This is a genomic window from Gordonia sp. Z-3 (assembly GCF_036233855.1).
Classification (GTDB): domain Bacteria; phylum Actinomycetota; class Actinomycetes; order Mycobacteriales; family Mycobacteriaceae; genus Gordonia; species Gordonia tangerina.
The window spans coordinates 122,291-144,674 of the sequence record NZ_JAZARS010000009.1 but is presented as its reverse complement, the minus strand read 5'-3'; the positions used below and the strand labels follow the sequence as shown (position 1 = coordinate 144,674).

Genomic DNA, 22,384 nt, shown 5'->3' with positions numbered 1-22,384 from the left:
GGCTACTTGATCGCGCCGAAGGAGAGCCCGCGGACGAGTTTGTTCTGGGCGATCCAGCCGCAGATCACCACCGGCAGCGCGGCCAGCACCGACGCGGCGGACAGTTGCGCCCAGTACAGGCCTTGCCCCGACATGAAGCCGGTGAGGAACACCGGCATCGTCTGGGCGTTGACGGCGGTCATGTTGACGGCGAAAAAGAATTCGTTCCAGGAGAAGATCACGCAGATCAGTGCGGTGGCCGCGATGCCGGGTGACACCAGCGGCAGGATCACTTCGCGCACCGAGGTCCAGAGACTGGCGCCGTCGATGCTGGCGGCCTCCAGCAGTTCTCCGGGTACTTCGAGGAAGAACGAGCGCATCATCCACACTGCGATGGGCAGGTTCATGGCGGTATAGAGGATCACCAGCGTCCAGATGTTGTCGAGCATGCCGATGCGTCCGACGATGACGTAGAGAGGGATGATCGCGGCCACGATCGGCAACATCTTGGTGCTGATGAAGAAGAACAACGCGTCCTGGGTCTTGCGGACCGGACGCAGCGACAGCGCGAAGGCGGCCGGCACGCCGAGCAGCAGTACCAGGATGGTCGAGACGATGGTGGCGAACAGCGAGTTCAGCAGCGGTGTGCCGATTCCCGCGTCGAACACCTCGCGGAATTGCTCCAGCGTCGGGGTGAAGATGAACGTCGGTGGGTCGGTCGCGGCTTCGCTCTCTTTCTTGAACGCGGTGAGCACCATCCACAGCACCGGGAAGAAGAAGCCGAGTGCCAGGATCCAGGTCACCACGGTCAGCAGTGCGCCGCGGGTGTCGCGTTTGCGGGTGATCTCGACACCATCGACGGTGGCCGAGGACCGGTGGGTGGGCATCGTGGTGGACATCAGGCCGCCTCCTCGTTTCCGGTGAACGTCTTGAAGATCAGACGCAGAGCCAGCGAGGCGACCACGATGGTGCCGATCACGGTGACCACGCCCATGGCGGCGGCCTGCCCGATGTCGAAGCCGAGGAAGGCTCGCTGATAGATGTAGAACGGCAGGTTCGCACTGGACACGCCCGGCCCGCCGGAGGTCATCATGTACACCGCGTCGAAGGTGTTGACCAGATAGATGGCCCCCAGCACCGCGCCGAGCTCGATGAACCGGCGCAGATGCGGCAGCGTGAGTTCACGGAACAACCGGAAGCTGGTGGCGCCGTCGACGCGGGCCGCCTCCTGGATGTCGTGGGGCATCGACTGCAAGCCGGCGAGGATCAGCAGCATCATGAACGGTGTCCACTGCCACACCAACTCGGCGATCACGCTCATCAGCGGATAGGTGCTGAGCCAGTCGGTCTGCACCCCGAACGGGCTCAGCAGCCAATTCACCAAACCGTTGGTGGGGGACAGCAGGCTGGTCTTCCACAGAAGTGCGGCGGCCACCGGGGTCACCAGGAACGGAGTGATCAGCAGGGTGCGAACGATGCCGCGGCCCAGGAACTTTCGATCGAGCAGCAAGGCGAAGATCAGCCCCAGGATCACCGAGGCGATCACGGTGCCGGCGATCAGCAGGATCGTGTTGAGCGTGACCCGCCAGAACTGGGTGTCGGTGAAGACCGCCAGGTAGTTGTCTATCCCGACAAAACTGCGCGAACCCGGCCGCACGAGATTCCAGGACTGGGTGGAATAGAACAGCGTGAACACGAAGGGCACCTGCGTCACGACGATCATGAAGATCAACGCGGGTAGCAGCGGTCCGCGCCTGCGCCAGCCCTCGGCGCGGGAGATGCGGTCGCGTTTCGAACTCGGTGCCGCGGGGCGCGGTTGTGGTTGCGCGCCCGGCGCGGCGAGTGTGGTGGCCACGGCTCACCTCTCCTTCTGGTAGGTCTTGCCCACCGTCTCGGCGTATTCCTGGCTCTGCTCGAGCGCCTGTTCGACACTGATCTGACCGGCGATCGCGGCCGAGATCTGCTGGCTGACACGGGTTCCGAGATCCTGGAACTCGGGGATCGCGAGGAACTGGATACCGGTGTAGGGCACCGGCTGCAGCGTCGGATCCTGTTGGTCGGCCGTCGTCATCGCCGACAAGGTCGCATCGGCGAAAGGAGCCGAGATCTCCTGGTAGGCGGGCAACTCGTAGGTCGACATGCGGCTGCCGGGTGGAATATGAGTGGCTCCCAACGTGTCCGACACATACTCGATGTAGTCGCGGTTGGTCATCCAGTCGATGAACTTCCAGGCCTCGTCTTGTTTCGTGCTGCTGGTTGGGATGCCCAGCGACCATGTGTAGAGCCATCCGTTGTCGGACTTGGCCATCCGCGGAGCGGGCAGATATCCCACGTCGCCGGCGATGGTCGAGGTGTCCGGGCTCTCGAGGACCGACACCGCCGAGGTCGCGTCGTACCACATCGCGACCTGACCTTGGGAGAGCAGATTGCCGCACTCCTGGAATCCGGAGGAGGCCGCTCCCGGCTCACCATGGTTGCGCACCGTGTCGACGTAGAATTTGACGGCCGCCTCTACCTCCGGGCTGGTGAGCTGGGCATTCCAGTTCTCGTCATACCAGCGACCGCCGAAGGCGTTGATCACGGTGTTCAACGGCGCCAGGAGCTCACCCCAGCCCGGTTTGCCACGCAAGCAGATGCCGGATACGTCACCGGTGTCGAGTCGCGCGGCGGCCTCGGCCACCTGCGGCCAGGTCGGGTTCGCCGGCAAGGTGACGCCGGCGTCGGCGAACATCCGCTTGTTGTACATCAGAAACGACGACTCGCCGTAGAACGGTGCCGAGTACATCGAACCCTCATAGGACAGTGCGGACTTCAGAGTGGGGATGAAGTCGTCGGCGTCGTAGTCCGGGTCGGCGTCCATATAGGGCGTCAAGTTCACCAGCCAGCCGTTCTCGGCCCACATGGGTGTTTCGTAGTTGCTGATCATCACCACGTCGAACTCCCCGCCACCGGTCGCCACCGACGCGGTGATCTTGGCGCGGGCCTCGTTCTCCGACAGCGTGACGAACTTCAGCTTGATGCCGGGGTTCTCTTTCTCGAACTGACCGGACAGCGCGACCGCGTCCTGCATCTGTGAGTTGGAGACCATGGCGACGGTGACCGCGTCACCGCCGCCGCCGGTGAGTGATCCCGCGCCGGAACAGCCGGCCAGCACGAGGGTGGCAGCTGTGGCGATCGAAGCGAAACCGATTCGCATTCGACGCGAACCGTGTGTGCGGCGGCGACCGGATCTCGGTCCTGGCAGCATCAGAGTTCACCTTCCTGTTGCGCGACGAGCCACTCGGCGGTGGGGAGATCGGTGACGAGAATCGTCGAGTACCCGCCGCGGAGGGCGCCGAGGATGGAGTTCCGGCGGTGCTCTCCACCGGAGACGAGAATGGTTGTGGGGCAGGCCCGGACGCTGTCAAGGGGAACCGAGACCGTTCGGTCGACCAGGGTGGACCGGACGGGTCGGCCGTGCTCGTCGTAGAACCGCCCACCGATCTCGCCGACGGCACCGAGTTCGTCGAGCTCGTCGAGCACGATCGCATCGATGAACGCGCCTTCGAACAAGGTGGTCGACGTCGACACCGACCCGACGCCGTAGAGCATGACGTTTGCCGATCGGGCCGCCGAGAGTGCCTGTGACAGAATCGAGTCCCGCTCCAGGGCGGTGACGGTCTCGGGATCGGCATACAGCGGTGCCACCAGGCGCATCGGCCGCGCGTGCAGTCGATCCGACAGACGGGCGAGAGCGTGGTCGACGCCGGTGTGGTAGTCGACCGAGGTCATCGAACCGTCCATCTGGACCACCTGCCGGCACGATGAGGTGGCCGCCATCGCGTCGGCCACGGCCACTTGTTCAGGGCCCCACGTGAAACCGAGCACATCCGTCGGTTGGATTCGCCGCATCAGCACCGAGGCACCCGCACGGCCGAGGGCGGCGTTGGCCGAGGCGCTGCCGTCGGCGGTGTCATCGATGATGAGCACCTCGTCGAGACCGAAAGTCTGCTCGACGCTGCGTTCCACATCGGTGTGGATGGACGAACTCAGATGACTCGGCGCGCTCACCGTCACCTGGACCAGGCCTTGGGCGCGCGCTCGAGCGACCAGCCGGCCGGCGGTAGGGCGCGACACGCCGAGACGCTTGGCGATCTCGGCCTGAGTGAGGCCTTCGAGGTGATACATGGTCGCCGCTCGCACAAGCAAGCGCAGGTCGTGTCCGGTGTCCGGGGTGGTCCGCGGGGGACTCGTCATCTGACGCCTCACATGTCGCGTGAGCATTTGCTCACTAGCCGGGGATATGCTCAATACGCTAACATTGCGAATGTGAGCTACGCAACAGTCGATGCCGACAGTGATCCACGGAGTACCGCGACGATGCGCGCGAGTCTGCTGCACCCCGGTGGCCGGATGACCGTCGAACACCGACCTGTGCCGAAACCCGGATCGGCCGAGGTCCTCGTCCGCATCGGTGCGGTCGGTGTGTGCGGATCGGATTCCCACTATCTGCGCCACGGGCGGATCGGCGACCACATCGTCACCGAGCCGATCATCCTGGGACACGAGGCGGGCGGTGTGATCGTCGACGTCGGCGATACCGTGTCCCGAACCAGGTTGGGGCAGCGGGTGTCGATCGAGCCGCAACGTCCTGACATGGCGAGTCGGGAATCGCGGCGCGGACGCTACAACCTGTGCCCGCACATGCGGTTCTTCGCCACGCCGCCCGTCGATGGGGCGTTGTGTGAGTATGTGACCATCGGCGAGACCTTCGCGCATGAGGTGCCCGCCGAGGTCAGCGACGAGGCGGCCGCGTTGTGCGAGCCGTTGTCGGTGGCGATCGCCGCCATCCGGAAAGCCGAGGTGGGCATGGGGGATTCGGTGCTCATCGCGGGTGCCGGGCCGATAGGTCTGCTCTGCGCGCAGGTCGCGCGGGCGTCCGGTGTCGGGCGGATTGTGATCAGTGAACCCGACTCGCTGCGACGCGACATGGCCGTGAATTTCGGGGCCACCGACGTTGTGGAACCGGGGGCCGGCGCACTGCCGGGCGGCGACGTCGACGCATTCGTCGATGCCAGCGGCGTCGCGGCCGCGGTTGTCGCCGGTGTCTGGTCGCTACGGCCTGCCGGACGCGCGGTGCTCGTCGGCATGGGCGCCGACGACATGACACTGCCGACCAGCGTCATCCAGAACCGCGAGATCGTCCTCACCGGGGTCTTCCGGTACGCCAACACCTGGCCGACGGCACTGTCGCTGATCGGTTCGGGTCGCGTCGACCTCGATGCGATGGTCACCGGTCGCTTCGACCTCGATGAGGTACGTGCCGCGCTGGACGCCGACCGGACCCCGGGCTCGATCAAGGCGATCGTCTACCCGGGCGGCGTCCCCGAGTCGGTGCGGTTCGGATCGACATCCCGGGACAGCTCCGCATGGCGACCGTTCGTGAACCCAGCCACCCACGTCGACAAGGAAGTGCAGCAGTGACCAAGACGCATCAGCTGAGCCAGGAAGTCCTCGCGACCATCGACACGGTGCCGACCCCTGATCACGACTGTCGGCCGAAACGATGCGGAATCGTGCATTTCGGCGTCGGCGGCTTTCACCGAGCACATCAGGCCATGTACCTCGACCGCCTGCTCGCGAAAGACCCCACGAACGCGGCCGATTGGGGAATCTGCGGCGTAGGGGTACGCCCGGCCGACGCCGCGATGCGCGATGCGCTGGTGCCGCAGGACGGTCTGTACACATTGACCCTCAAGCATCCTGACGGACAGGTGGAAACCTCCGTCCTCGGCGCCGTCGTCGACTACCTGTTCGCCCCCGACGATCGCGAGCGAGTCATCGAGCGGCTGGCCGCTGGCGAGACCCGAATCGTCTCGCTCACCGTCACCGAGGGCGGATACAACTTCTCGCCGTCCACCGGCGAATTCGACCTCACCAACCCCGACATCGTCGCCGACCTGTCCGACGATGCGGTGCCGCGCACCGTGTTCGGGCTCGTCACCGAGGCACTGCGACGTCGACGTGACCGAGGCCTCGAATCGTTCACGGTGATGTCGTGCGACAACATCGCGGGTAACGGACACGTGGCGCGGGCGACCTTCCTCGCCTACGCCCGGGCGAAGGATCCTCAGTTGGCCGACTGGATCACCGAGCACACCCGCTTTCCGAACTCCATGGTCGACCGGATCACTCCCGCGACACCGCCCGAATTGCGGGCTGAGGTGCTCGCACGTACCGGCATCGACGATCGCTGGCCGGTCGTCGCCGAGCCGTTCACCCAGTGGGTGCTCGAGGACGCGTTCTCGATGGGTCGCCCCGCGCTCGAGACGGTCGGGGTGCAGATCGTGGACGACGTCACCCCGTATGAACTGATGAAACTGCGGTTGCTCAACGCGGGACATCAGGCCCTGTGCTACTTCGGATATCTCATGGGGTACCGCTATGTGCACGAGGCGACCGCCGATCCGCTCATCACGGAACTGTTGCGGCGCTACATGTCTCAGGAGGGGCGGCCCACTCTGGCACCGGTTCCCGGCGTCGACCTCGACAGTTACACCGAGACTCTGATCGCCCGGTTCGGCAACCCGTCCATCGCCGACACCATCGCGCGGCTGTGTCAGGACTCGTCAGACCGCATTCCGAAATGGCTGGTGCCGGTGATCCGGGACCGGCTCGCCGCTGGCGGCGACGTACCGCTGGCGGCAGCCGTGGTCGCATCGTGGACGCGCTACGCCGAAGCTGTGGACGAGCACGGCGACGAGATCCGCGTCGTCGATCCGCTGGCGGCGCAGCTCATCCGGGCGGCCCGACGATCACGTACCGAACCGTTGGCATTCGTGTCCGACCGTTCGCTGTTCGGCGATCTCGCCGGGGAGGAACGGTTCACCAAACCGTATCTGGCTGCCCTGGAGTCGCTGCGCCGCGACGGCGCCCGCGACACCCTGGCGGGACTGCTCGCATGACGCTGGTGGCGGGCGTCGATTCCTCCACGCAGTCGTGCAAGGTCGTGATCTGCGACGCAGACAGTGGACGCGTGGTGCGGACGGGTGCGGCGGCGCACCCGTCGGGAACCGAGGTCGATCCCGAGTCCTGGTGGAAGGCCCTGCAGGATGCCATCGTCACAGCCGGCGGGATCGACGATGTATCGGCCCTGTCCGTCGCGGGGCAACAGCACGGGCTGATCTGCCTCGACCGTGACGGTGCAGTGCTGCGTGACGCACTGCTGTGGAACGACAACCGATCCGCGTCGAGCGCGAGAACGCTGATCGACGAGTTCGGCGGCGGCGTGCACTGGGCGGACCGCGTCGGGGTGGTGCCGGTGGCCTCGATCACCGCCAGCAAACTGCGCTGGGTCGCCGACAACGAACCGGACGTGGCCGACGCGACGGCTGCGGTCTGCCTGCCGCATGACTGGCTCACGTGGCGCCTGCTCGGCGGCACGGATCTCGCGGCGCTGCGCACCGACCGCAGCGATGCATCCGGAACCGGCTACTACTCGGCGGCCACGGGCGACTACTGCGACGAGGTGTTCGACGTCGCTTTCGGTGGTCGCCGGCCGATGCTACCCAGGGTGCTGGGGCCCGCAGAGACTGCCGGGGTCACCGCGCAGGGCTGCGTGATCGGCGCCGGTGCCGGCGACAATGCCGCTGCCGCACTGGGGTTGATGGCATCGGCGGGGGACTGCATCGTCTCTTTGGGTACGTCGGCCGTGGTGAGTGCGGTCACCGAGACGCCACCGCGCGATGCGTCCGGGCTCGTCGCCGGATTCGCCGATGCCAGCGGACGGCAGCTGCCGCTCGTGTGCACCCTCAACGGCGCACCGGTGCTGGGGGCCGCCGCTCGAATGCTGGGCGTGGGACTCGATGACTTCGGCGCGCTCGCGCTGTCGGCCGAACCCGGCGCCGGCGGCCTCACCATGGTCCCTTACCTCGCGGGCGAGCGGACCCCCAACCTGCCAGACGCGACGGGTTCGCTGGCGGGCATCACCGCCGACAACTGGACGCCGGCGAATGTGGCGCGCGCATCCGTCGAGGGACTGCTCTGCTCGCTGGTTTATTGCCTAGACCTCATCAGTCGACAGGGCGTCGACGTCGACCGGATCGTGATGGTCGGGGGTGGCGCCCGGTCGGCGGCAGTTCGCGAGATCGCGCCGGGATTGTTCGGCCGTGCTGTGCATCTGCCGGAACCGGGGGAGTATGTGGCACGAGGCGCCGCCCGCCAAGCCGCCTGGGCGCTGGCCGGAGTCCTGCCTCGCTGGCCGGTGCCCACCGAACGACGCGAAGTGCCGCACGCGGACCCGGCAACCTATCATCGCTACCGGGCGGCGACCGACCTGGTCGTGGGTGGCTGAGCTCTCATGCGTTCAGCGGATCCGCGCCGAGAAACGTACCCGCTCCGGTGATCAGCGGTAGATCGATTGTGGTCCGGATACCCGACGGACCGTCGACCACCGCAGGAATCGCGTTGACGATACGACCGGCCGCGGCGACGATGGCGGCGTGGTTGTGATCCCCGTGCGCGCTGGTGGGACAGATGTCGACTCGATAGGACGGTTCGCCGGCGATCTCGACGCGGTAGCACCCGCCGGGTTGCGCGGGTCGGGCCCACTGGGCGCCCAGGTCCTCGCGTAGCCGGGTCACATGCTCCACCACGATGGCAGGGCGTCCCTGCACCATGCCGACAATCTCGAACCGCACCGCAGCGCGCGTGCCCTGTTCGATGTGCCCGGACGCGATGTCGAACGCCTCGGGCGCGGCCTCGTCCTCATACTTCTCGACGATGTCGTCCACGGTGATGCCCAACCCGGCGGCCAGCTGCCGAATGGTGGTGCCCCAGGCCAGTGCGAGGATGCCAGGTAGGAAGAGCATGGGTGTCTCGGACATCGGTTTGCCGAAACCCATCACGTCGAACATCACGGTGGCGCCGTCATAGGTTGCGTAGTCGGCGATCTCCATACACCGGATCTGCTCGATCTGTTGACAGGTGCCGGCCAGTGCGAACGGGATCAGGTCGTTGGCGAAGCCTGGGTCGACACCGGTGACGAAGATGCTCGCCTCGTTTCGGTTGGCGGTTGTCTCGAGCTTCGCAATCGCCTTGTCGGGCATCACTGCCCACGGGAACTGGAGCGTGTTGGGGGCCGAACCGACCACATCGATGCCGGCCGCGAGGATTCGAAGGCAGTCGTCGAAGGCCTCGATCGGCCGGGTGTCACCCATGGCGCAATAGACCACGCAGTCGGGTTGGGCTTCGATCACCGCGTCGAGATCGTCGGTGGCGATCACTCCGGTCGGAGCGAGCTCCGACCCGGCCAGCTCGGCGGCATCCCGGCCCACCTTCTCCGCGGCCGACACACACAGGCCCACGAGCTCGAATCGCGCGTCATCGATCAGCTGTCGCAATGCGAGCCGGCCGACGTTCCCGGTTCCGACATGACCCACTCGAATCGTCATCGAACTCTCCTTGCCCTGGTCAGGTGAACAATTGTCCGGACTACTGTCCAACAGTAGAACACGAGGCGTGGGCAGTTGGGTAGAACCTGTTCTCATTTGCCTGTTGACCAGGTAGTCTCTCTCGCCATGGGACGTGTTGAAGACAAAGTTGCCTTGATTAGCGGTGGGTCGCGGGGCATGGGTGCGGCACACGCGCGCATGCTCGTCGACGAAGGTGCGAAGGTGGTGATCGGCGACATCCTCGACGACGAGGGGAAGGCGTTGGCCGACGAACTCGGGGATGCGGTTCGCTATGTGCATCTCGATGTCACTTCCCCCGACGATTGGTCGGCGGCCGTGGCGACGGCGACCGGCGACTTCGGCAAGCTCAACGTCCTGGTGAACAACGCGGGAATCGTGAACGGTGCCGCGTTGCAGAAGTTTCGCCTCGACAAATGGCAGCAGATCCTCGACGTCAACCTGACCGGAACCTTCCTTGGTATGCAGGCGGCGGTGGAACCGATGATCGCGGCCGGAGGTGGTTCGATCATCAACGTGTCGTCTGTCGAGGGTTTGCGCGGCAGTCCGTGGGCGCACGGCTATGTCGCCACCAAGTGGGGTGTGCGCGGACTCGCGAAATCGGCTGCGCTGGAACTGGCCCCACACAACATCAGGGTCAACTCGATCCATCCGGGCATGATCCGCACGCCGATGACGGAGGGGCTGCCCGAGGACATCGTGAAAACCCCGCTGGGGCGGCCTGCCGAGTCCAGCGAGGTGGCGACGTTCGTAGTGTTCCTCGCCAGCGACGAGTCCTCGTATGCAACCGGATCCGAGTTCGTGATGGACGGCGGGCTCACCGCCGACGTCCCGCACAACTGATCTGTCGCCGCCCCGCCTCGGCTCGGTCGCGCCCGGGCCGAGGCGGCTGCTCCCGCAGTTCGGGGCAGTTTATTCAACAAGCGTTGACCTCGCCTGTGGGAGGTCATACGCTCGCTGTATGCGCGCAATGATCCTCAAGGAATTTCGCGAACTGCGGCGCGACCGTCGCACGCTGGCGATGTTGATCGCACTGCCGCTGCTGTTGCTGGTGATCTTCGGCTACGCGGCCAACTTCTATGTGTCGTCGGTGCAGACCGCGGTGGTGGGTCCCTCGGCCGACCAGGTCACCACCGCCTTACCGCCCTACTTCGACGTCACCGAGACCGATACCGCTGACGGCGTGACACAGGCGCAGGACATGTTGCGCGAGAACAAGGTCGACGTGGCCGTGGTCACCGGGGGCCCGGGAGATCAACCCACCGCATATGTCGACGGCTCCAACTTGTTCGCCGCGCAGTCGACGGTGTCGATCCTGAACAAACTCGGCGGGCAGATGAACACCGAGGTGATGTTCAACCCGGATCTCAAGACGTCGTGGGTGATGGTCCCGGCCATCATCGGCCTCATTCTGACCTTCATCGGCACGATCATCACCAGTATCGGGTTGGTACGCGAACGGGAGGCGGGCACGCTCGAACAGTTGGCGGTGATGCCGATCGCGCCGAGTCAGGTGATCCTGGGCAAGATCGTGCCCTACTTCATCCTCGCCGCGATCGACATGATCGTGGTGACCGTGCTGGGCATGGCGCTGTTCGACGTGCCGTTCAACGGCAATGTGTTCGTCTTTGCTCTCGGGGCAGGCATATTCCTGTTCGTCGTGCTCGGTCTCGGGGTGTTGATCTCGACGATCTCGCAGACGACCGGCCAGGCCATCCAAACTGCGTTCTTCTTTCTGATGCCGCAGATACTGTTGTCCGGCATGATCTTTCCGCTCGACGCCATGGCGGCGGGCGTGCGCTGGATCGGTTATCTGCTGCCGTTGACCTACTTCACGATGATCTCGCAGGGGGTGATGCTGCGCGACGCGCCGATCGGGTCGCTCTGGGTTCCCCTGGTGGTGCTGACGGTGATGGCGATCGTCGTGTTCACCGCGGCGACCTTGCGTTTCCGTCGCGATCTGGCCCCCGACGTGTCAAGGTCTGTGCCGCCGAAAAACAAGCCCTCGGCCGATTCGACCGGTGCGGAGGTCGCATGAGCGCGGCAGCCCGGTCGGTGACCGTGACCTTCGGCGCGACCACCGCCCTCGCCGACGTCAGCGTGGAGGTGAAGCCCGGTCAGGTGGTCGCGCTCGTCGGCGGTGACGGAGCCGGCAAAACCACCCTGCTGCGCACCCTGATGGGTGAGACAGCACCGGACAGCGGGATCGTCGAGGCGCCGGCCAAGGAGCAGATCGGATATCTGTCCGCAGGTCCGGGCAGCTGGGCGGCACTGACTGTGCGGCAGAATCTCGACTTCGTCGGCGGCATCTACGGACTCACCGGCAACGCGCTCGCCGAGCGTCGCGAGGACCTCATCGACCGGGCCGGACTCCGGATCGCGGCCGATCGGCAGGCGTCGGCACTGTCCGGAGGGATGCGACGCAAACTCGGTGCCGCCATGGCGATGCAGCACCGCCCCGAATTGCTGGTCCTCGACGAACCGAGTACCGGGGTCGATCCGGTGAGTCGAATCGACCTGTGGCGAATGATTTCCGAGGCTGCTGCCGACGGTGCCGCCGTGCTGATGTCGACGACATACCTCGACGAGGCTGAGCGTGCGAGTGAACTGGTGGTCCTCGACCGGGGGCGGGCCCTGACGACTGGGTCGTACGACGACGTTCGTGCCGGCTTCACGGGCACGATCACCGCGACGACCACGCCGACGCGGCCGGATTGGTCGTGGCGTCGAGGGCGGCAGCGCCGTGAGTACTGGCCGGACGGGCCGCCGGACTCCGACGCCGAAGTCGTCACGCCGGATCTGGAAGACATCGTCATCGCGTTGTCGATGACGCGGCGGCATCAGGAGGCTCCGGTATGACGGGCGACGAGATACTCCGTGCGCAGTCGGCGACCCGTCGGTTCGGCGACTTCACCGCGGTCGACGCGGTGACGATGGCCGTGCGGCCGGGGGAGGTGGTGGGTCTACTCGGCGCCAACGGCGCCGGCAAGACCACCTTGATCCGGCTGCTGCTGGGGTTGTTGGCCCCCACCGAGGGCGCGGTGGAACTCCTCGGTGGTCCACCCGATCGTGCGCACCGCGCGCGGATGGGCTACGTCCCACAGAACCTGGGTCTGTATCGCGATCTCACGGTGGCGGAGAACCTGTCCTTCAGTGCCGGGGCATACGACACGGCGGTCCCCGAGATCCCGGTGGCGTTGCACGACTTCCGCGACACCCTGGTCGGCGACCTGGCGCTGGGAGCGCAACGGCAGGCGGCGTTTGTGGTTGCCTTGGCCCACGAGCCCGAGGTGCTCGTCCTCGACGAACCGACATCCGGCGTGGACGCACTGTCGCGGGCCGAACTGTGGGACACCATTCGTGGACAAGCCGACCGCGGGGTGGGGGTCCTGGTCACCACCCACTACATGGAGGAAGCACAGCAATGTGATCGCCTGCTGCTGATGGCCGGCGGCCGACTCGTCGCCTCGGGAAGCGAGAACGACATCATCGGTGACACACGTGCGGTCGCGGTACACACGGCCGACTGGGCTCACACCTTTGCCGTGCTCAATGCCGCCGACATCCCGGTGATACTGGACGGCACGGCGATTCGAGTACCCGACACCGAACCGGCGACCATCACTTCGGCCTTGTCCGATGCCGGCGTCGACGCCGAGATCACACCGGTCGCGGCCACGATCGAGGAACGGATGCTGGTCCTCGCCCGGTCCCGATGACGTCGGCACGTGGCCCCGGTCGACCGAAACTCGATCCGACCGTGGACAATCGTCAGCGCATTCTCACCACCGCTCGCGAACTTTTTTCCGAGAGCGGTTTCGAACGCACCACGATGAGGGCAATCGGACGGCGTGCCGGAGTGGATCCGGCTCTCATCCATCACTATTTCGGTACCAAGAGCGATCTGCTGGTGGCAGCCCTGCGCCCCGAGGTGAACGTGGCCGCGGTGTTCGACGGTATCGCCGACACCGACTCTTCGGTGGGACGCGAGTTCGTGCACCGCGTCATCGATTTCTGGGAACGTGACCCGCAGCAGCGCGCTCGTGCGGTGGCGTTGTTGCGCGTCGCGGTGACCCACGAGCAGATCGCCGACCGGCTCCGCGAGTTCATTCGGGGCGTGGCGACCGCCGCGCTCGGTGAGTTCGTGGCCACCGACGACAGCGATCGGCGGGTGGCGATGGTGATGTCGCAGATGTTGGGGTTGATCCTTGCCCGCTATGTGATGAAGGTGCCGGGTATCGCCGATGCATCTGCCACCGAACTGAGCCGATGGGTGGGCCCGACCATCGACAACTATCTCAGCGGCGACATCGGTGGCGTCTCGCCCGACCGGTGACGGCTCGGCCGCGTTCACACCGGCGACGACATGAGGGCACAGGGAATGGGGGCACAGGAATGGGAGAGAGTGCCGACGTGACTGCGCCGCGGACGCGATCCATCCTGCTGGTGGTCGGCGTCGTGGGGGCGTTGGTCGCGGTCAACCTGCTCGCCCACTTCGGTCCCGGTGCGGCATCGGCGCTGGCGGTACCGGTCGCCGCCATCCTGCTGGTGCTCGGTGGGCGGCTCGCGGGGCTGGGATGGCGCGAGATGGGGCTGAGTCGAACCGAACTGCGTGCCGGGATCCCCTACGCCGTCGCCGCAGTGGTGGTGGTCTTCGCAATCGTCTCGGTGGCCGTCGCGATCCCGGCCACCCGGCAGTTCTTCTTGTCGGACCGCTTCGACAGCGCTACCGCGGCAGCGTTTGCCGCGCTGGTGACGATCCCGTTGCAGACGGTTCTACCTGAGGAGCTGATGTTCCGCGGGGTGCTGCAGGGCAGCCTCGGCCGAGTGTTCGGTGTGCGGTGGACACTCACACTTGGTGCACTCGCGTTCGGGATGTGGCATGTCACGTCGTCGTTGGGGCTCACCGCGGGCAACGAGGGGCTCAGCGGAATGCTCGGGTCAGGTACGCCGGGACGAATCGCGGGTGTGCTGGGCGCCGTCGCGGCGACCAGCGCCGCCGGCCTGGTGTTCGGATGGCTGCGGCACCGTACGACGAGCCTGTTGGCGCCGGTCGCGCTGCACTGGGCGCTCAACGCCACCGGCGCGGTGGGCGCTGCGGTCGCCTGGCATCTGCCGACGTGACCAGCCCGCGTCGAACACCGATGCACTCACGTCATGTCGTGCCGAAGATGCGGTCTCCGGCGTCACCGATACCCGGCACGATGTATCCGTTGTCGTCGAGCTCCCGGTCGACGGCCGCGGTGAAGATGCGGACGTCGGGGTGCGCGGCCTGCAGGGTCTCGACACCCTGCGGGCACGTCAGCAGGCAGACGAACTTGATCGATCGCGGTGCATACTCCTTGATCCGATCCACGGCCGCGACGGCCGAGTGACCGGTTGCCAACATCGGATCGACTACCACGACATCGCGTTCGGCGAGGTCACCGGGCATCTTGAAGTAGTATTCGACCGCGATGTGGGTCTTCGGATCCCGGTAGAGGCCGATGTGTCCGACACGGGCGCCGGGCACCACGGTCAGCATGCCGTCGACGATGCCCGTACCGGCACGCAGGATCGACGCGAACACCACCTTTTTGCCGTCGATGACGTTGGCTGTCATCGTCTCAAGCGGTGTATCGATGGTGATCGGGTGCATGGGAATGTCGTGCAGCACCTCGTAGGCCATCAACGTGGAGATCTCGGTCAGCAACCGCCGGAAGTCATTGGTGGAGGTGTCTTTACGTCGCAGCAGGGTCAGTTTGTGCTGCACCAGTGGGTGATCGATCAGAACGACGTCGTCCATGTCAGGTCCTTCGGGTCAGAAAACAGTGCCGTCACTGGCGATGTCGAGCGGTGGGAGGCCTGATCGGAGCTCCCCGGCGAGATCGCGGCCCGTGGCCCACGTGCCGCCCTCGAGCACACACGCCAACGGCAGACGGGTGTCGTCCACATCGAGTTCGAGACGCACCAGCGACGCGAGCTCGTCGATCAAGGTGATGGTGAGCGCGCGCCATTCGACGACGAGTTCGTCACCGACCTGTCGACGCCGGTGTGCATCGGCCGGATCTCGCAGACTGATGACCCCGGTGTCGAGCAACAAGCCGCCATTGCGGTACTCGGGCAACGCCGTCAGCTCTGCCACGCCGCCGACGCGGTGGCCCGACCACTCGAAGGGTTCGAGCAGGGAGTACGTCAGCCACTGGCTCAGCTTATGAAACGGCATCCAGCCGTCCGACGATCCCTCGCCCCGCACCGCGTCGTGGCGCCAACAGTCACCGAGCGCAACGCCGTCGAGAACGTTGTCCGACAACCAGATACCGGATGTGGTGGTCAACAGCAGCGACAGGATCGCGTGCGCATCGACATCGGTCCGCGGTGAACTCACCAGCGCGTCGTAGAGGTGCCCCGGACGAGGGTGCTCGCCGAAGACGTCCGGGTGGGCGGTCAGGGCGGTCCCGAGGCGGCGTAACAACTCGACGCGACCGTCGACCCCGACCAGGGGATTGGTCTCATCGGCCTGAAACGCGGCCGCAAGACCTGCGACGGTCAACTCTGACAGCCGCGTCGCGTCGACCCGCAGGGGCCGATCCGGATCGGCCGAGAACACACCACCGACGAACGCATGCCACCCCGCCACCGCGAGGCCTTCCGAACGTGTGACCCGCATCCCCGTGTCTGATTCGAGAAAGGACCAGTCCGGACCCGCGCCGGCGTCGAGCAGAACGCTGACGACGGCGAGATCGATCAGGGCACGGGCCTGCTCGGCCTGATCGTCGTCCAACCGGGCCCGCAGCATCGCCGTTCGGTCGACTCCGCCGGCCTCGAAATGCCGCCACCGGCTGTGGAACGGGATGTCGAGGGCGGGGTAGCGGCGACGCGTGACACGGGCGACCAGTGCTGCCGCGGCCGCGAGCGCGGCGTCGTCGACGGTGAACCACGATGATTCGCCGCGACGCGCCCGTTCGGTCAACTGGGCGGCGCGGTCCCGGATGGCTCGCGTGGACCGCAGAGTGTCCGGCGCGGTCGGTCCCGCACCGGTCCGCCCCGACACGTCGACGCTCATCTGTCCAGTCCTCGTCCCTTGGCCTTGCCGAGTTCGGTCGAATCCGGCACCTGGCCGGGGGTGAAGTAGCCGGCCGCCATCTTGGCGTCGATCTCCACCTGGGCGTCGGCGGGGATGAGTTCATCGGGGATGTTGACGCGTTCGCCGACCTCGATTCCGGAGCCGGTGATCGCGTCGTACTTCATGTTGCTCATCGACACCAAGCGGTGGATCTTGCGGATGCCCAGCCAGTGCAGCACATCGGGCATCAGCTCCTGGAATCGCATGTCCTGCACTCCGGCAACACATTCGGTCCGGGCGAAGTACTGATCGGCGGTGTCCCCACCGGCCTGACGCTTGCGGGCGTTGTACACGAGGAACTTGGTGACCTCGCCGAGTGCGCGGCCTTCCTTGCGCGAGTAGGCGACCAGCCCCACCCCGCCTCGCTGCGCGCCGAGGATGCATTCCTCGATCGCGTGCGTCAGATACGGACGACAGGTACAGATGTCGGAGCCGAACACGTCCGAACCGTTGCACTCGTCGTGTACGCGGGCCGTGAGCTCGACGTCGGGGTCGGCGAGATCGGCTGCGCGACCGAAGATATAGAGCGTCTGCCCACCGATCGGCGGCAGGAAAACCTCCAGGTCGGAGCGGGTCACCAGCTCCGGGTACATGCCCCCGGTCTCCTCGAACAGGACACGCCGGAGATCTGCTTCGGTACAGCCGAATCGACGCGCGACCCCGGGCAGATACCAGACCGGTTCGACGGCGGCCTTGGTGACCAGTGCGGCGCCGGTGTCGAGCAGGTGGCGCCCGTCGGGATGCAGACGGCCCTTGGCGATCGCGTCGGCCACCTCGGGCAGGATGACGTGTGCCTTGGTGATCGCGATGGTGGGACGGATGTCGTGTCCGGCGGCCAGATGTTCGGCGAAGACGTCGGCGGTGAGTGCACCCCACGGGTCGAGGCTGACGATCTGCGCCGGATCCGACCATTGCGGATACGGGCCGACGACGTCGGTGGGTGCGGTGTCGGTCAGGTCGGCCCGATGCTCGCGCGACAACGCCCCGGCGGCGACGGCAAGTGCGCGATAGACGCTGTAGGAACCGCTGTGTGTGCCGATCACATTGCGGTGCGAACGCCGCGACGTCGTGCCAACGAGCGGTCCGCGGTCCGCGGCGGTGGCAGCGCCCCACCGGATCGGAAGCGCGTCAAGCCCGCCGCTGTGCGAGGTCAACCGGATGTGACCGCCCGCGGTGGACGGCCCGACGGCATCCGGACTCAGATCTGCGGTCATCGACGCTCCTGTCCGTCCGCGGCTGAATCGACGGTTGCCGAGTCACTTGCCGTTCCGTTCGGAACCAGATCTCGGCGCCGAGTGGAAAGCGCCAGCATAGCCATTGCCGGGAACAGATGCTGGGCGAGAAAGGTAACGGATTCCCCACGATCGGGGCGTGATCGTCAGCGTCGGCGGTGTACGGAGACGGCGTAGTCCACGTCCGCGTTCACCTCGTCGGAGTCTGCGCCGAACGGATCGCGCTCCCAGGTCGACCAGCGGGCGTGTAACTCGAAACCGTTGTGCGCCGCGAGCCGGTCGTAGTCGTACAGCGACAGTCGGTCGTCGCGCAGGCTGAATCCGGCGACGAGCAGAGCTCCGGGCGCGAGTCGCTCGGCGAGTTGCGCCAGGACGGTGCTCTCGGTCCCCGGATCGACGAAGATCATCACGTTGCCGGCGAGCAGTGCGACGTCGAACTCGCTGTCCACATGGGCGTCGAGATCGACGAGGTCTGCCAGCACCCAGGCGACGTCGGGCCCGTTGCGGCGTGCGGTGGCCAGCATGGTGTCATCGGCGTCCACGCCCACCACGGCGAAGCCACGCCGCCGTAACTCGATCGCCACCCGCCCGGTGCCACAGCCTGCGTCGAGCACGCGTTGGCCGCCGTGTTCGGCCAACAGCGCCTCGACGAGATCGGCCTCGCCGTGGACGTTCTGGCCCGAGGCCGACAAATGCTGCCACCGTTGGTCGTACTCGTCGCCCTTGGGCGCGTTCGTGTCATCCCATCGAGTGGCCACGAGCCCATGGTGGCACAGGCTCAGCGTGTCGCCGGGCAGGCACCCGACGATGCGTGGTTGGTTGGTTGCGGCCAGAGCAGCAGAGGGGAGCAGATGGACGTCTACGAGGCGATCGCGCGGCGGCGTGATGTGCGCAGTGAGTTCAACGGCAGCGTGGTCGGCGAGGCGCAGCTGTGGCGGGTGCTCGAAGCGGCGCACTGCGCGCCGAGCGTGGGCAACACCCAGCCGTGGGACTTCGTGGTGATCCAGGATCGAACAGTCCTGTCACTGTTCGCCGAACACGTATCGGGGTGTCGGGCGGACTTCGCGCGCTCGTTGCCGGCCGAGCGGGCGGCCACCTTCGGGCCGATCGTCGTCGAGGGCATCGAACAGGCTGGGACTGGGGTGGTGGTGACCTATCAGTCGAATCGGGGTGGCGCGCACGTGCTCGGGCGGCACACCATCGACGAGACCGGGCGTCTGTCGGTGGGGTTGGCGATCCAGAACCTGTGGCTGGCGGCGACGGCGGAGGGCCTCGGGGTCGGCTGGGTCTCGTTCTATCGCCCGGAGTTCCTGCGCGGCCTGATCGGCGTGCCGCCGATCGTGGACGTGGTGGCCTGGCTCTGTCTGGGTCCGGTCACGCAGTTGCAGACCGTTCCCGACCTCGAACGGTTCGGTTGGCGTACCCGGCGCCCACTCGCCGACGCGGTGCATCGGGAGGCCTACCGGGGTGACCCGGCGCCGTCGTGAGCTGGGAGCCGAGCAAAGGTCGGCTCCCAGCGACGGGTGAAACGCTGCTGCCCGCCGGCATCGCCGGAGGGCAGCAGCGTCGAATCAAAAGGGCGCGACTCAGGCGTCGAACCGGTCCAGGTTCATCACCTTGTCCCACGCGGCGACGAAGTCCTTGACGAATTTCTCCGACGCGTCGTCCTCGGCGTACACCTCGGCGATGGCCCGCAATTGCGAGTTCGCGCCGAAGACGAGGTCGGCACGGGTGCCGGTCCACTTGGTGGCGCCGCTGTCACGGTCCTTGCCCACGTAGGTTCCGTCGTCGGCAGGCGATGCCGACCAGTCGGTGCTCATGTCGAGCACGTTGACGAAGAAGTCGTTCGTCAGACGGCCCGGTGTCTCGGTGAGCACGCCGAGCGACGAACCCTTGTAGTTGGCGCCGAGCACGCGCAGACCGCCGACCAACACGGTCATCTCGGGAGCCGAGAGGGTCAGCAGGTTCGCGCGGTCCAGCAGCCGGTACTCGGCGGGGAGCTCGCTGGCCTTGCCCTCGTAGTTGCGGAATCCGTCGGCCTTGGGCTCCAGGTAGGCGAACGACTCCTCGTCGGTCATCTCCTGGGTCGCATCGGTGCGGCCCGGAGTGAAGGGGACGGTGATGTCCACGCCGGCGTCCTTCGCGGCCTTTTCCACGGCTGCCACGCCACCGAGCACCACCAGGTCGGCGAACGACACCTTGGCACCGGCCTCGGCGTTGAAGCTCTCCTGGACCCGCTCGAGAGTGCTGATCACCTGCGCGAGCTCCTCGGGTTCGTTGGCCTCCCAGCCGGCCTGCGGCTGCAGACGGATGCGTCCGCCGTTGGCGCCTCCCCGGAAGTCGCTGCCGCGGAACGACGATGCCGCCTTCCACGCCGTCGAGACGAGCTGTGCGATGCTCAGACCCGAGTCGAGCAACTGGGACTTGAGGGAGTCGACGTCGGCGTCCGAAAGCGTCGGACCCTCATGTGCGGGGACATTGTCCTGCCACAGGTAGGTCTCGGCCGGCACCAGCGGTCCGCGGTAGCGGATAGCCGGACCCATGTCACGATGCAGCAGCTTGAACCACGCCTTGGCGAATTCGTCGGCGAGTTCCTCGGGATGCTCGAGCCACCGCCGAGTGATCTTCTCGAAGCCCGGATCCATCCGCATGGACAGGTCGGTGGTCAGCATCGATGGATGGGTCTTGCCGTCGCCGAACGCATTCGGGACGGTCCCGTCGCCGGCTGCATCCTTCGGCTTCCACTGGTTGGCGCCGGCCGGACTCTTGGTGAGTTCCCACTCGTAGCCGTACAGGATCTCCAGGAAGCTGTTGTCCCACTGGGTCGGGGTGTTGGTCCAGGTGACCTCGAGTCCACTGGTGATGGCGTCGGCGCCGACACCGGTCCCCTGTGGATTCACCCAGCCCAGACCCATCTGCTCGATGGGCGCGGCCTCGGGTTCGGGGCCCACGAGTTCGGCGTCGCCGTTGCCGTGGGTCTTGCCGAAGGTGTGTCCACCGACGATGAGCGCAGCGGTCTCCACGTCGTTCATGGCCATCCGGCCGAACGTCTCGCGGATGTCGACCGCAGCCGCCAGCGGATCCGGATTACCGTTGGGGCCTTCCGGATTCACGTAGATGAGGCCCATCTGCACGGCGGCGAGGGGGTTCTCCAGATCCCGCTGACCGCTGTAGCGGCTGTCGCCGAGCCACTCGGCCTCCGGGCCCCAGTAGACCTCTTCGGGCTCCCACTCGTCCGGACGGCCGAAGGCGAACCCTGCGGTCTTGAACCCCATGGATTCCAGCGCGACATTGCCCGCGAGGACCAGCAGGTCGGCCCACGAGACGGCCTTGCCGTACTTCTTCTTCACCGGCCACAGCAGACGACGTGCCTTGTCGAGGCTGGCGTTGTCGGGCCAGCTGTTCAGCGGTGCGAACCGCTGCATGCCCGATCCGGCACCGCCGCGACCATCCTCGACGCGGTAGGTGCCCGCGGCGTGCCACGACATCCGGATGAACAGCGGGCCGTAGTGACCGAAGTCGGCGGGCCACCACGACTGCGAGGTCGTCATCACGTCGGCGAGGTCGGCCTTGAGTGCTTCGACGTCGAGGGTCTGCAGCGCGGCGTCGTAGTCGTAGCCCGCGTCGAGGGGGTTGACCACGTCCGGGTTGTGCGCGAGCAGCTTCAGGTTGAGCTGGTTCGGCCACCAGTCCCGGTTGCCGCCACCCTCGACCGGCGGCTTGATGCGCATCGGGCAGCCCTTGTCGGCGGCCTCGGTGTTGGCTTCGGCGATCGGTGGGTGTTCGGTGGCGTGGGCGGGGTTTTCCTCAGTCACGACAAACCTTTCAGGAGAGAGTGATTCGGGCTGTGATCACGGCTGTGACCCCGAAGCAGGAGCGGCTGCGCATTCGGCGCAGAGTCCCCAGTAGATGACCTCGGCCTCGTCGAGAATGAAGCCGTGGTGTTCCGACGGCGTGAGGCAGGGTGCCTCCCCGACGGCGCAATCGACGTCGCCGATGATCCCGCAGGATCGGCAGATGACGTGATGATGGTTGTCGCCGACCCGTGACTCGTAGCGAGCGACGTGGCCGGACGGTTGGATTCGCCGCACCAGGCCTGCGGTCGTCAACGCGCGAAGAACGTCGTAGACCGCCTGACGCGAGACGTCTGGCAATCCTCTGCGGACTGCACCGACGATCGTGTCGGTGTCGGCGTGGGGATGTGCGCACACCGCATCGAGAACGGCGAGACGCGGGCGGGTCACCCGCAAATCGACCTCACGCAAACGTCTTACGTGATCTTTCTGTGATGGCACGCGAACCATCATGCCCGTTTTCTGGAATGAGTCAAGTTTTCGGCGGAGATGTCTCGAATTGAGACGTCAGCCCAGGGCGTCTCCGGATTCGATCCGGAAGCCCACCTTCAGCGTCACCTGCGTGTGCGCGATGGCCCCATCCACGACGTGTCCGCGCGTGCTCACGACCTCGAACCATTCGACATTCCGGGTGGTCTGGGTGACCCGGGCGATCGCGTTGGCGATGGCTGCGTCCGTGCCGTCCGACGAGGACCCGACTACCTCGATGACTCGATATGTGTGATCGCTCATGGGCCGATACTCCCACGCCGACGCCTTGTGCGA

General features: G+C 66.3%; 22 protein-coding genes. 10 read left to right on the top strand and 12 right to left on the bottom strand.

Annotated features, from left to right (window positions below):
• Positions 1-2: 2 nt before the first annotated feature.
• The 4 genes from VX037_RS12630 to VX037_RS12615 are packed head-to-tail and all read right to left on the bottom strand — an operon-like array spanning position 3 to position 4,215.
• Positions 3-878: a carbohydrate ABC transporter permease gene (locus VX037_RS12630; protein WP_328714506.1), complete on the bottom strand. Its 876-nt coding sequence runs from the start codon at positions 876-878 to the stop codon at positions 3-5.
• Entirely contained in the window at positions 878-1,834 is a 957-nt protein-coding gene (locus VX037_RS12625; protein WP_266061421.1) for a carbohydrate ABC transporter permease, read from the bottom strand. The genes VX037_RS12630 and VX037_RS12625 overlap by 1 nt, the downstream gene beginning before the upstream one ends.
• A gap of 3 nt (positions 1,835-1,837) precedes the next feature.
• Positions 1,838-3,175: an ABC transporter substrate-binding protein gene (locus tag VX037_RS12620; protein ID WP_328714505.1), complete on the bottom strand. Its 1,338-nt coding sequence runs from the start codon at positions 3,173-3,175 to the stop codon at positions 1,838-1,840.
• Positions 3,176-3,225: 50 nt separating this feature from the next.
• On the bottom strand, positions 3,226-4,215 hold the full coding sequence (locus VX037_RS12615; protein WP_328714504.1) for a sugar-binding transcriptional regulator: 990 nt from the start codon (positions 4,213-4,215) through the stop codon (positions 3,226-3,228).
• 123 nt (positions 4,216-4,338) lie between these two features.
• On the opposite strand from VX037_RS12615, the gene VX037_RS12610 reads away from it, so the two are divergent.
• The 3 genes from VX037_RS12610 to VX037_RS12600 are packed head-to-tail and all read left to right on the top strand — an operon-like array spanning position 4,339 to position 8,311.
• Positions 4,339-5,442 (top strand): NAD(P)-dependent alcohol dehydrogenase, encoded by a 1,104-nt coding sequence (locus VX037_RS12610; RefSeq protein WP_328714609.1) that lies wholly within the window; start codon positions 4,339-4,341, stop codon positions 5,440-5,442.
• Positions 5,439-6,923, top strand: a complete 1,485-nt coding sequence (locus VX037_RS12605; protein WP_442903663.1) for a mannitol dehydrogenase family protein — start codon at positions 5,439-5,441, stop codon at positions 6,921-6,923. The genes VX037_RS12610 and VX037_RS12605 overlap by 4 nt, the downstream gene beginning before the upstream one ends.
• Positions 6,920-8,311, top strand: a complete 1,392-nt coding sequence (locus VX037_RS12600; protein ID WP_328714503.1) for an FGGY family carbohydrate kinase — start codon at positions 6,920-6,922, stop codon at positions 8,309-8,311. Before VX037_RS12605 ends, VX037_RS12600 begins: the two co-directional genes overlap by 4 nt.
• 4 nt (positions 8,312-8,315) lie before the next feature.
• Here the strand turns inward: VX037_RS12600 and VX037_RS12595 are convergent, their stop codons facing one another.
• Positions 8,316-9,410 carry an NAD(P)H-dependent amine dehydrogenase family protein gene (locus VX037_RS12595; RefSeq protein WP_328714502.1) on the bottom strand — a complete coding sequence of 365 codons (1,095 nt, stop codon included), beginning with the start codon at positions 9,408-9,410 and terminating at the stop codon, positions 8,316-8,318.
• Between the two features lie 126 nt (positions 9,411-9,536).
• Here VX037_RS12595 and VX037_RS12590 point away from each other — a divergent pair, with 126 nt between their 5' ends.
• From VX037_RS12590 to VX037_RS12565, 6 genes are all read left to right on the top strand, one after another.
• Positions 9,537-10,271: a glucose 1-dehydrogenase gene (locus VX037_RS12590; RefSeq protein ID WP_328714501.1), complete on the top strand. Its 735-nt coding sequence runs from the start codon at positions 9,537-9,539 to the stop codon at positions 10,269-10,271.
• Between the two features lie 118 nt (positions 10,272-10,389).
• Positions 10,390-11,466 carry an ABC transporter permease gene (locus tag VX037_RS12585; protein ID WP_328714500.1) on the top strand — a complete coding sequence of 359 codons (1,077 nt, stop codon included), beginning with the start codon at positions 10,390-10,392 and terminating at the stop codon, positions 11,464-11,466.
• Complete coding sequence (locus VX037_RS12580) at positions 11,463-12,287, top strand: ABC transporter ATP-binding protein (protein WP_328714498.1); 825 nt, start codon at positions 11,463-11,465, stop codon at positions 12,285-12,287. The genes VX037_RS12585 and VX037_RS12580 overlap by 4 nt, the downstream gene beginning before the upstream one ends.
• The gene (locus VX037_RS12575) at positions 12,284-13,147 is read left to right on the top strand and encodes an ABC transporter ATP-binding protein (RefSeq protein WP_328714497.1); all 864 of its coding nucleotides are present in this window, start codon (positions 12,284-12,286) and stop codon (positions 13,145-13,147) included. The genes VX037_RS12580 and VX037_RS12575 overlap by 4 nt, the downstream gene beginning before the upstream one ends.
• Positions 13,144-13,764 (top strand): TetR/AcrR family transcriptional regulator, encoded by a 621-nt coding sequence (locus VX037_RS12570; protein WP_266061407.1) that lies wholly within the window; start codon positions 13,144-13,146, stop codon positions 13,762-13,764. Before VX037_RS12575 ends, VX037_RS12570 begins: the two co-directional genes overlap by 4 nt.
• A gap of 77 nt (positions 13,765-13,841) precedes the next feature.
• Positions 13,842-14,552 (top strand): CPBP family intramembrane glutamic endopeptidase, encoded by a 711-nt coding sequence (locus VX037_RS12565; protein WP_328714495.1) that lies wholly within the window; start codon positions 13,842-13,844, stop codon positions 14,550-14,552.
• 31 nt (positions 14,553-14,583) lie between these two features.
• On the opposite strand, the gene upp is transcribed toward VX037_RS12565, so the two are convergent.
• From upp to VX037_RS12545, 4 genes are all read right to left on the bottom strand, one after another.
• A complete protein-coding gene (gene upp / locus VX037_RS12560) occupies positions 14,584-15,213 on the bottom strand; it encodes a uracil phosphoribosyltransferase (RefSeq protein WP_266061404.1) in 630 nt (209 codons plus the stop codon).
• Positions 15,214-15,228: 15 nt separating this feature from the next.
• Positions 15,229-16,473, bottom strand: a complete 1,245-nt coding sequence (locus VX037_RS12555) for a URC4/urg3 family protein (RefSeq protein WP_328714494.1) — start codon at positions 16,471-16,473, stop codon at positions 15,229-15,231.
• Positions 16,470-17,747, bottom strand: a complete 1,278-nt coding sequence (locus VX037_RS12550) for a GTP cyclohydrolase II (protein WP_328714492.1) — start codon at positions 17,745-17,747, stop codon at positions 16,470-16,472. Before VX037_RS12550 ends, VX037_RS12555 begins: the two co-directional genes overlap by 4 nt.
• A gap of 164 nt (positions 17,748-17,911) precedes the next feature.
• On the bottom strand, positions 17,912-18,523 hold the full coding sequence (locus tag VX037_RS12545; RefSeq protein ID WP_266061398.1) for a class I SAM-dependent DNA methyltransferase: 612 nt from the start codon (positions 18,521-18,523) through the stop codon (positions 17,912-17,914).
• 93 nt (positions 18,524-18,616) lie between these two features.
• On the opposite strand from VX037_RS12545, the gene bluB reads away from it, so the two are divergent.
• A complete protein-coding gene (gene bluB, locus VX037_RS12540; protein WP_287014661.1) occupies positions 18,617-19,252 on the top strand; it encodes a 5,6-dimethylbenzimidazole synthase in 636 nt (211 codons plus the stop codon).
• A gap of 99 nt (positions 19,253-19,351) precedes the next feature.
• On the opposite strand, the gene katG is transcribed toward bluB, so the two are convergent.
• Genes katG through VX037_RS12525 form a run of 3 tightly spaced genes read right to left on the bottom strand, consistent with a single transcriptional unit; the run spans position 19,352 to position 22,351 of the window.
• Positions 19,352-21,580 (bottom strand): catalase/peroxidase HPI, encoded by a 2,229-nt coding sequence (gene katG / locus VX037_RS12535; RefSeq protein ID WP_266061397.1) that lies wholly within the window; start codon positions 21,578-21,580, stop codon positions 19,352-19,354.
• 36 nt (positions 21,581-21,616) lie between these two features.
• On the bottom strand, positions 21,617-22,069 hold the full coding sequence (locus VX037_RS12530) for a Fur family transcriptional regulator (protein ID WP_277615061.1): 453 nt from the start codon (positions 22,067-22,069) through the stop codon (positions 21,617-21,619).
• A 57-nt stretch (positions 22,070-22,126) separates the two neighbouring features.
• A complete protein-coding gene (locus tag VX037_RS12525; protein ID WP_266061394.1) occupies positions 22,127-22,351 on the bottom strand; it encodes a dodecin in 225 nt (74 codons plus the stop codon).
• Positions 22,352-22,384: the final 33 nt, after the last annotated feature.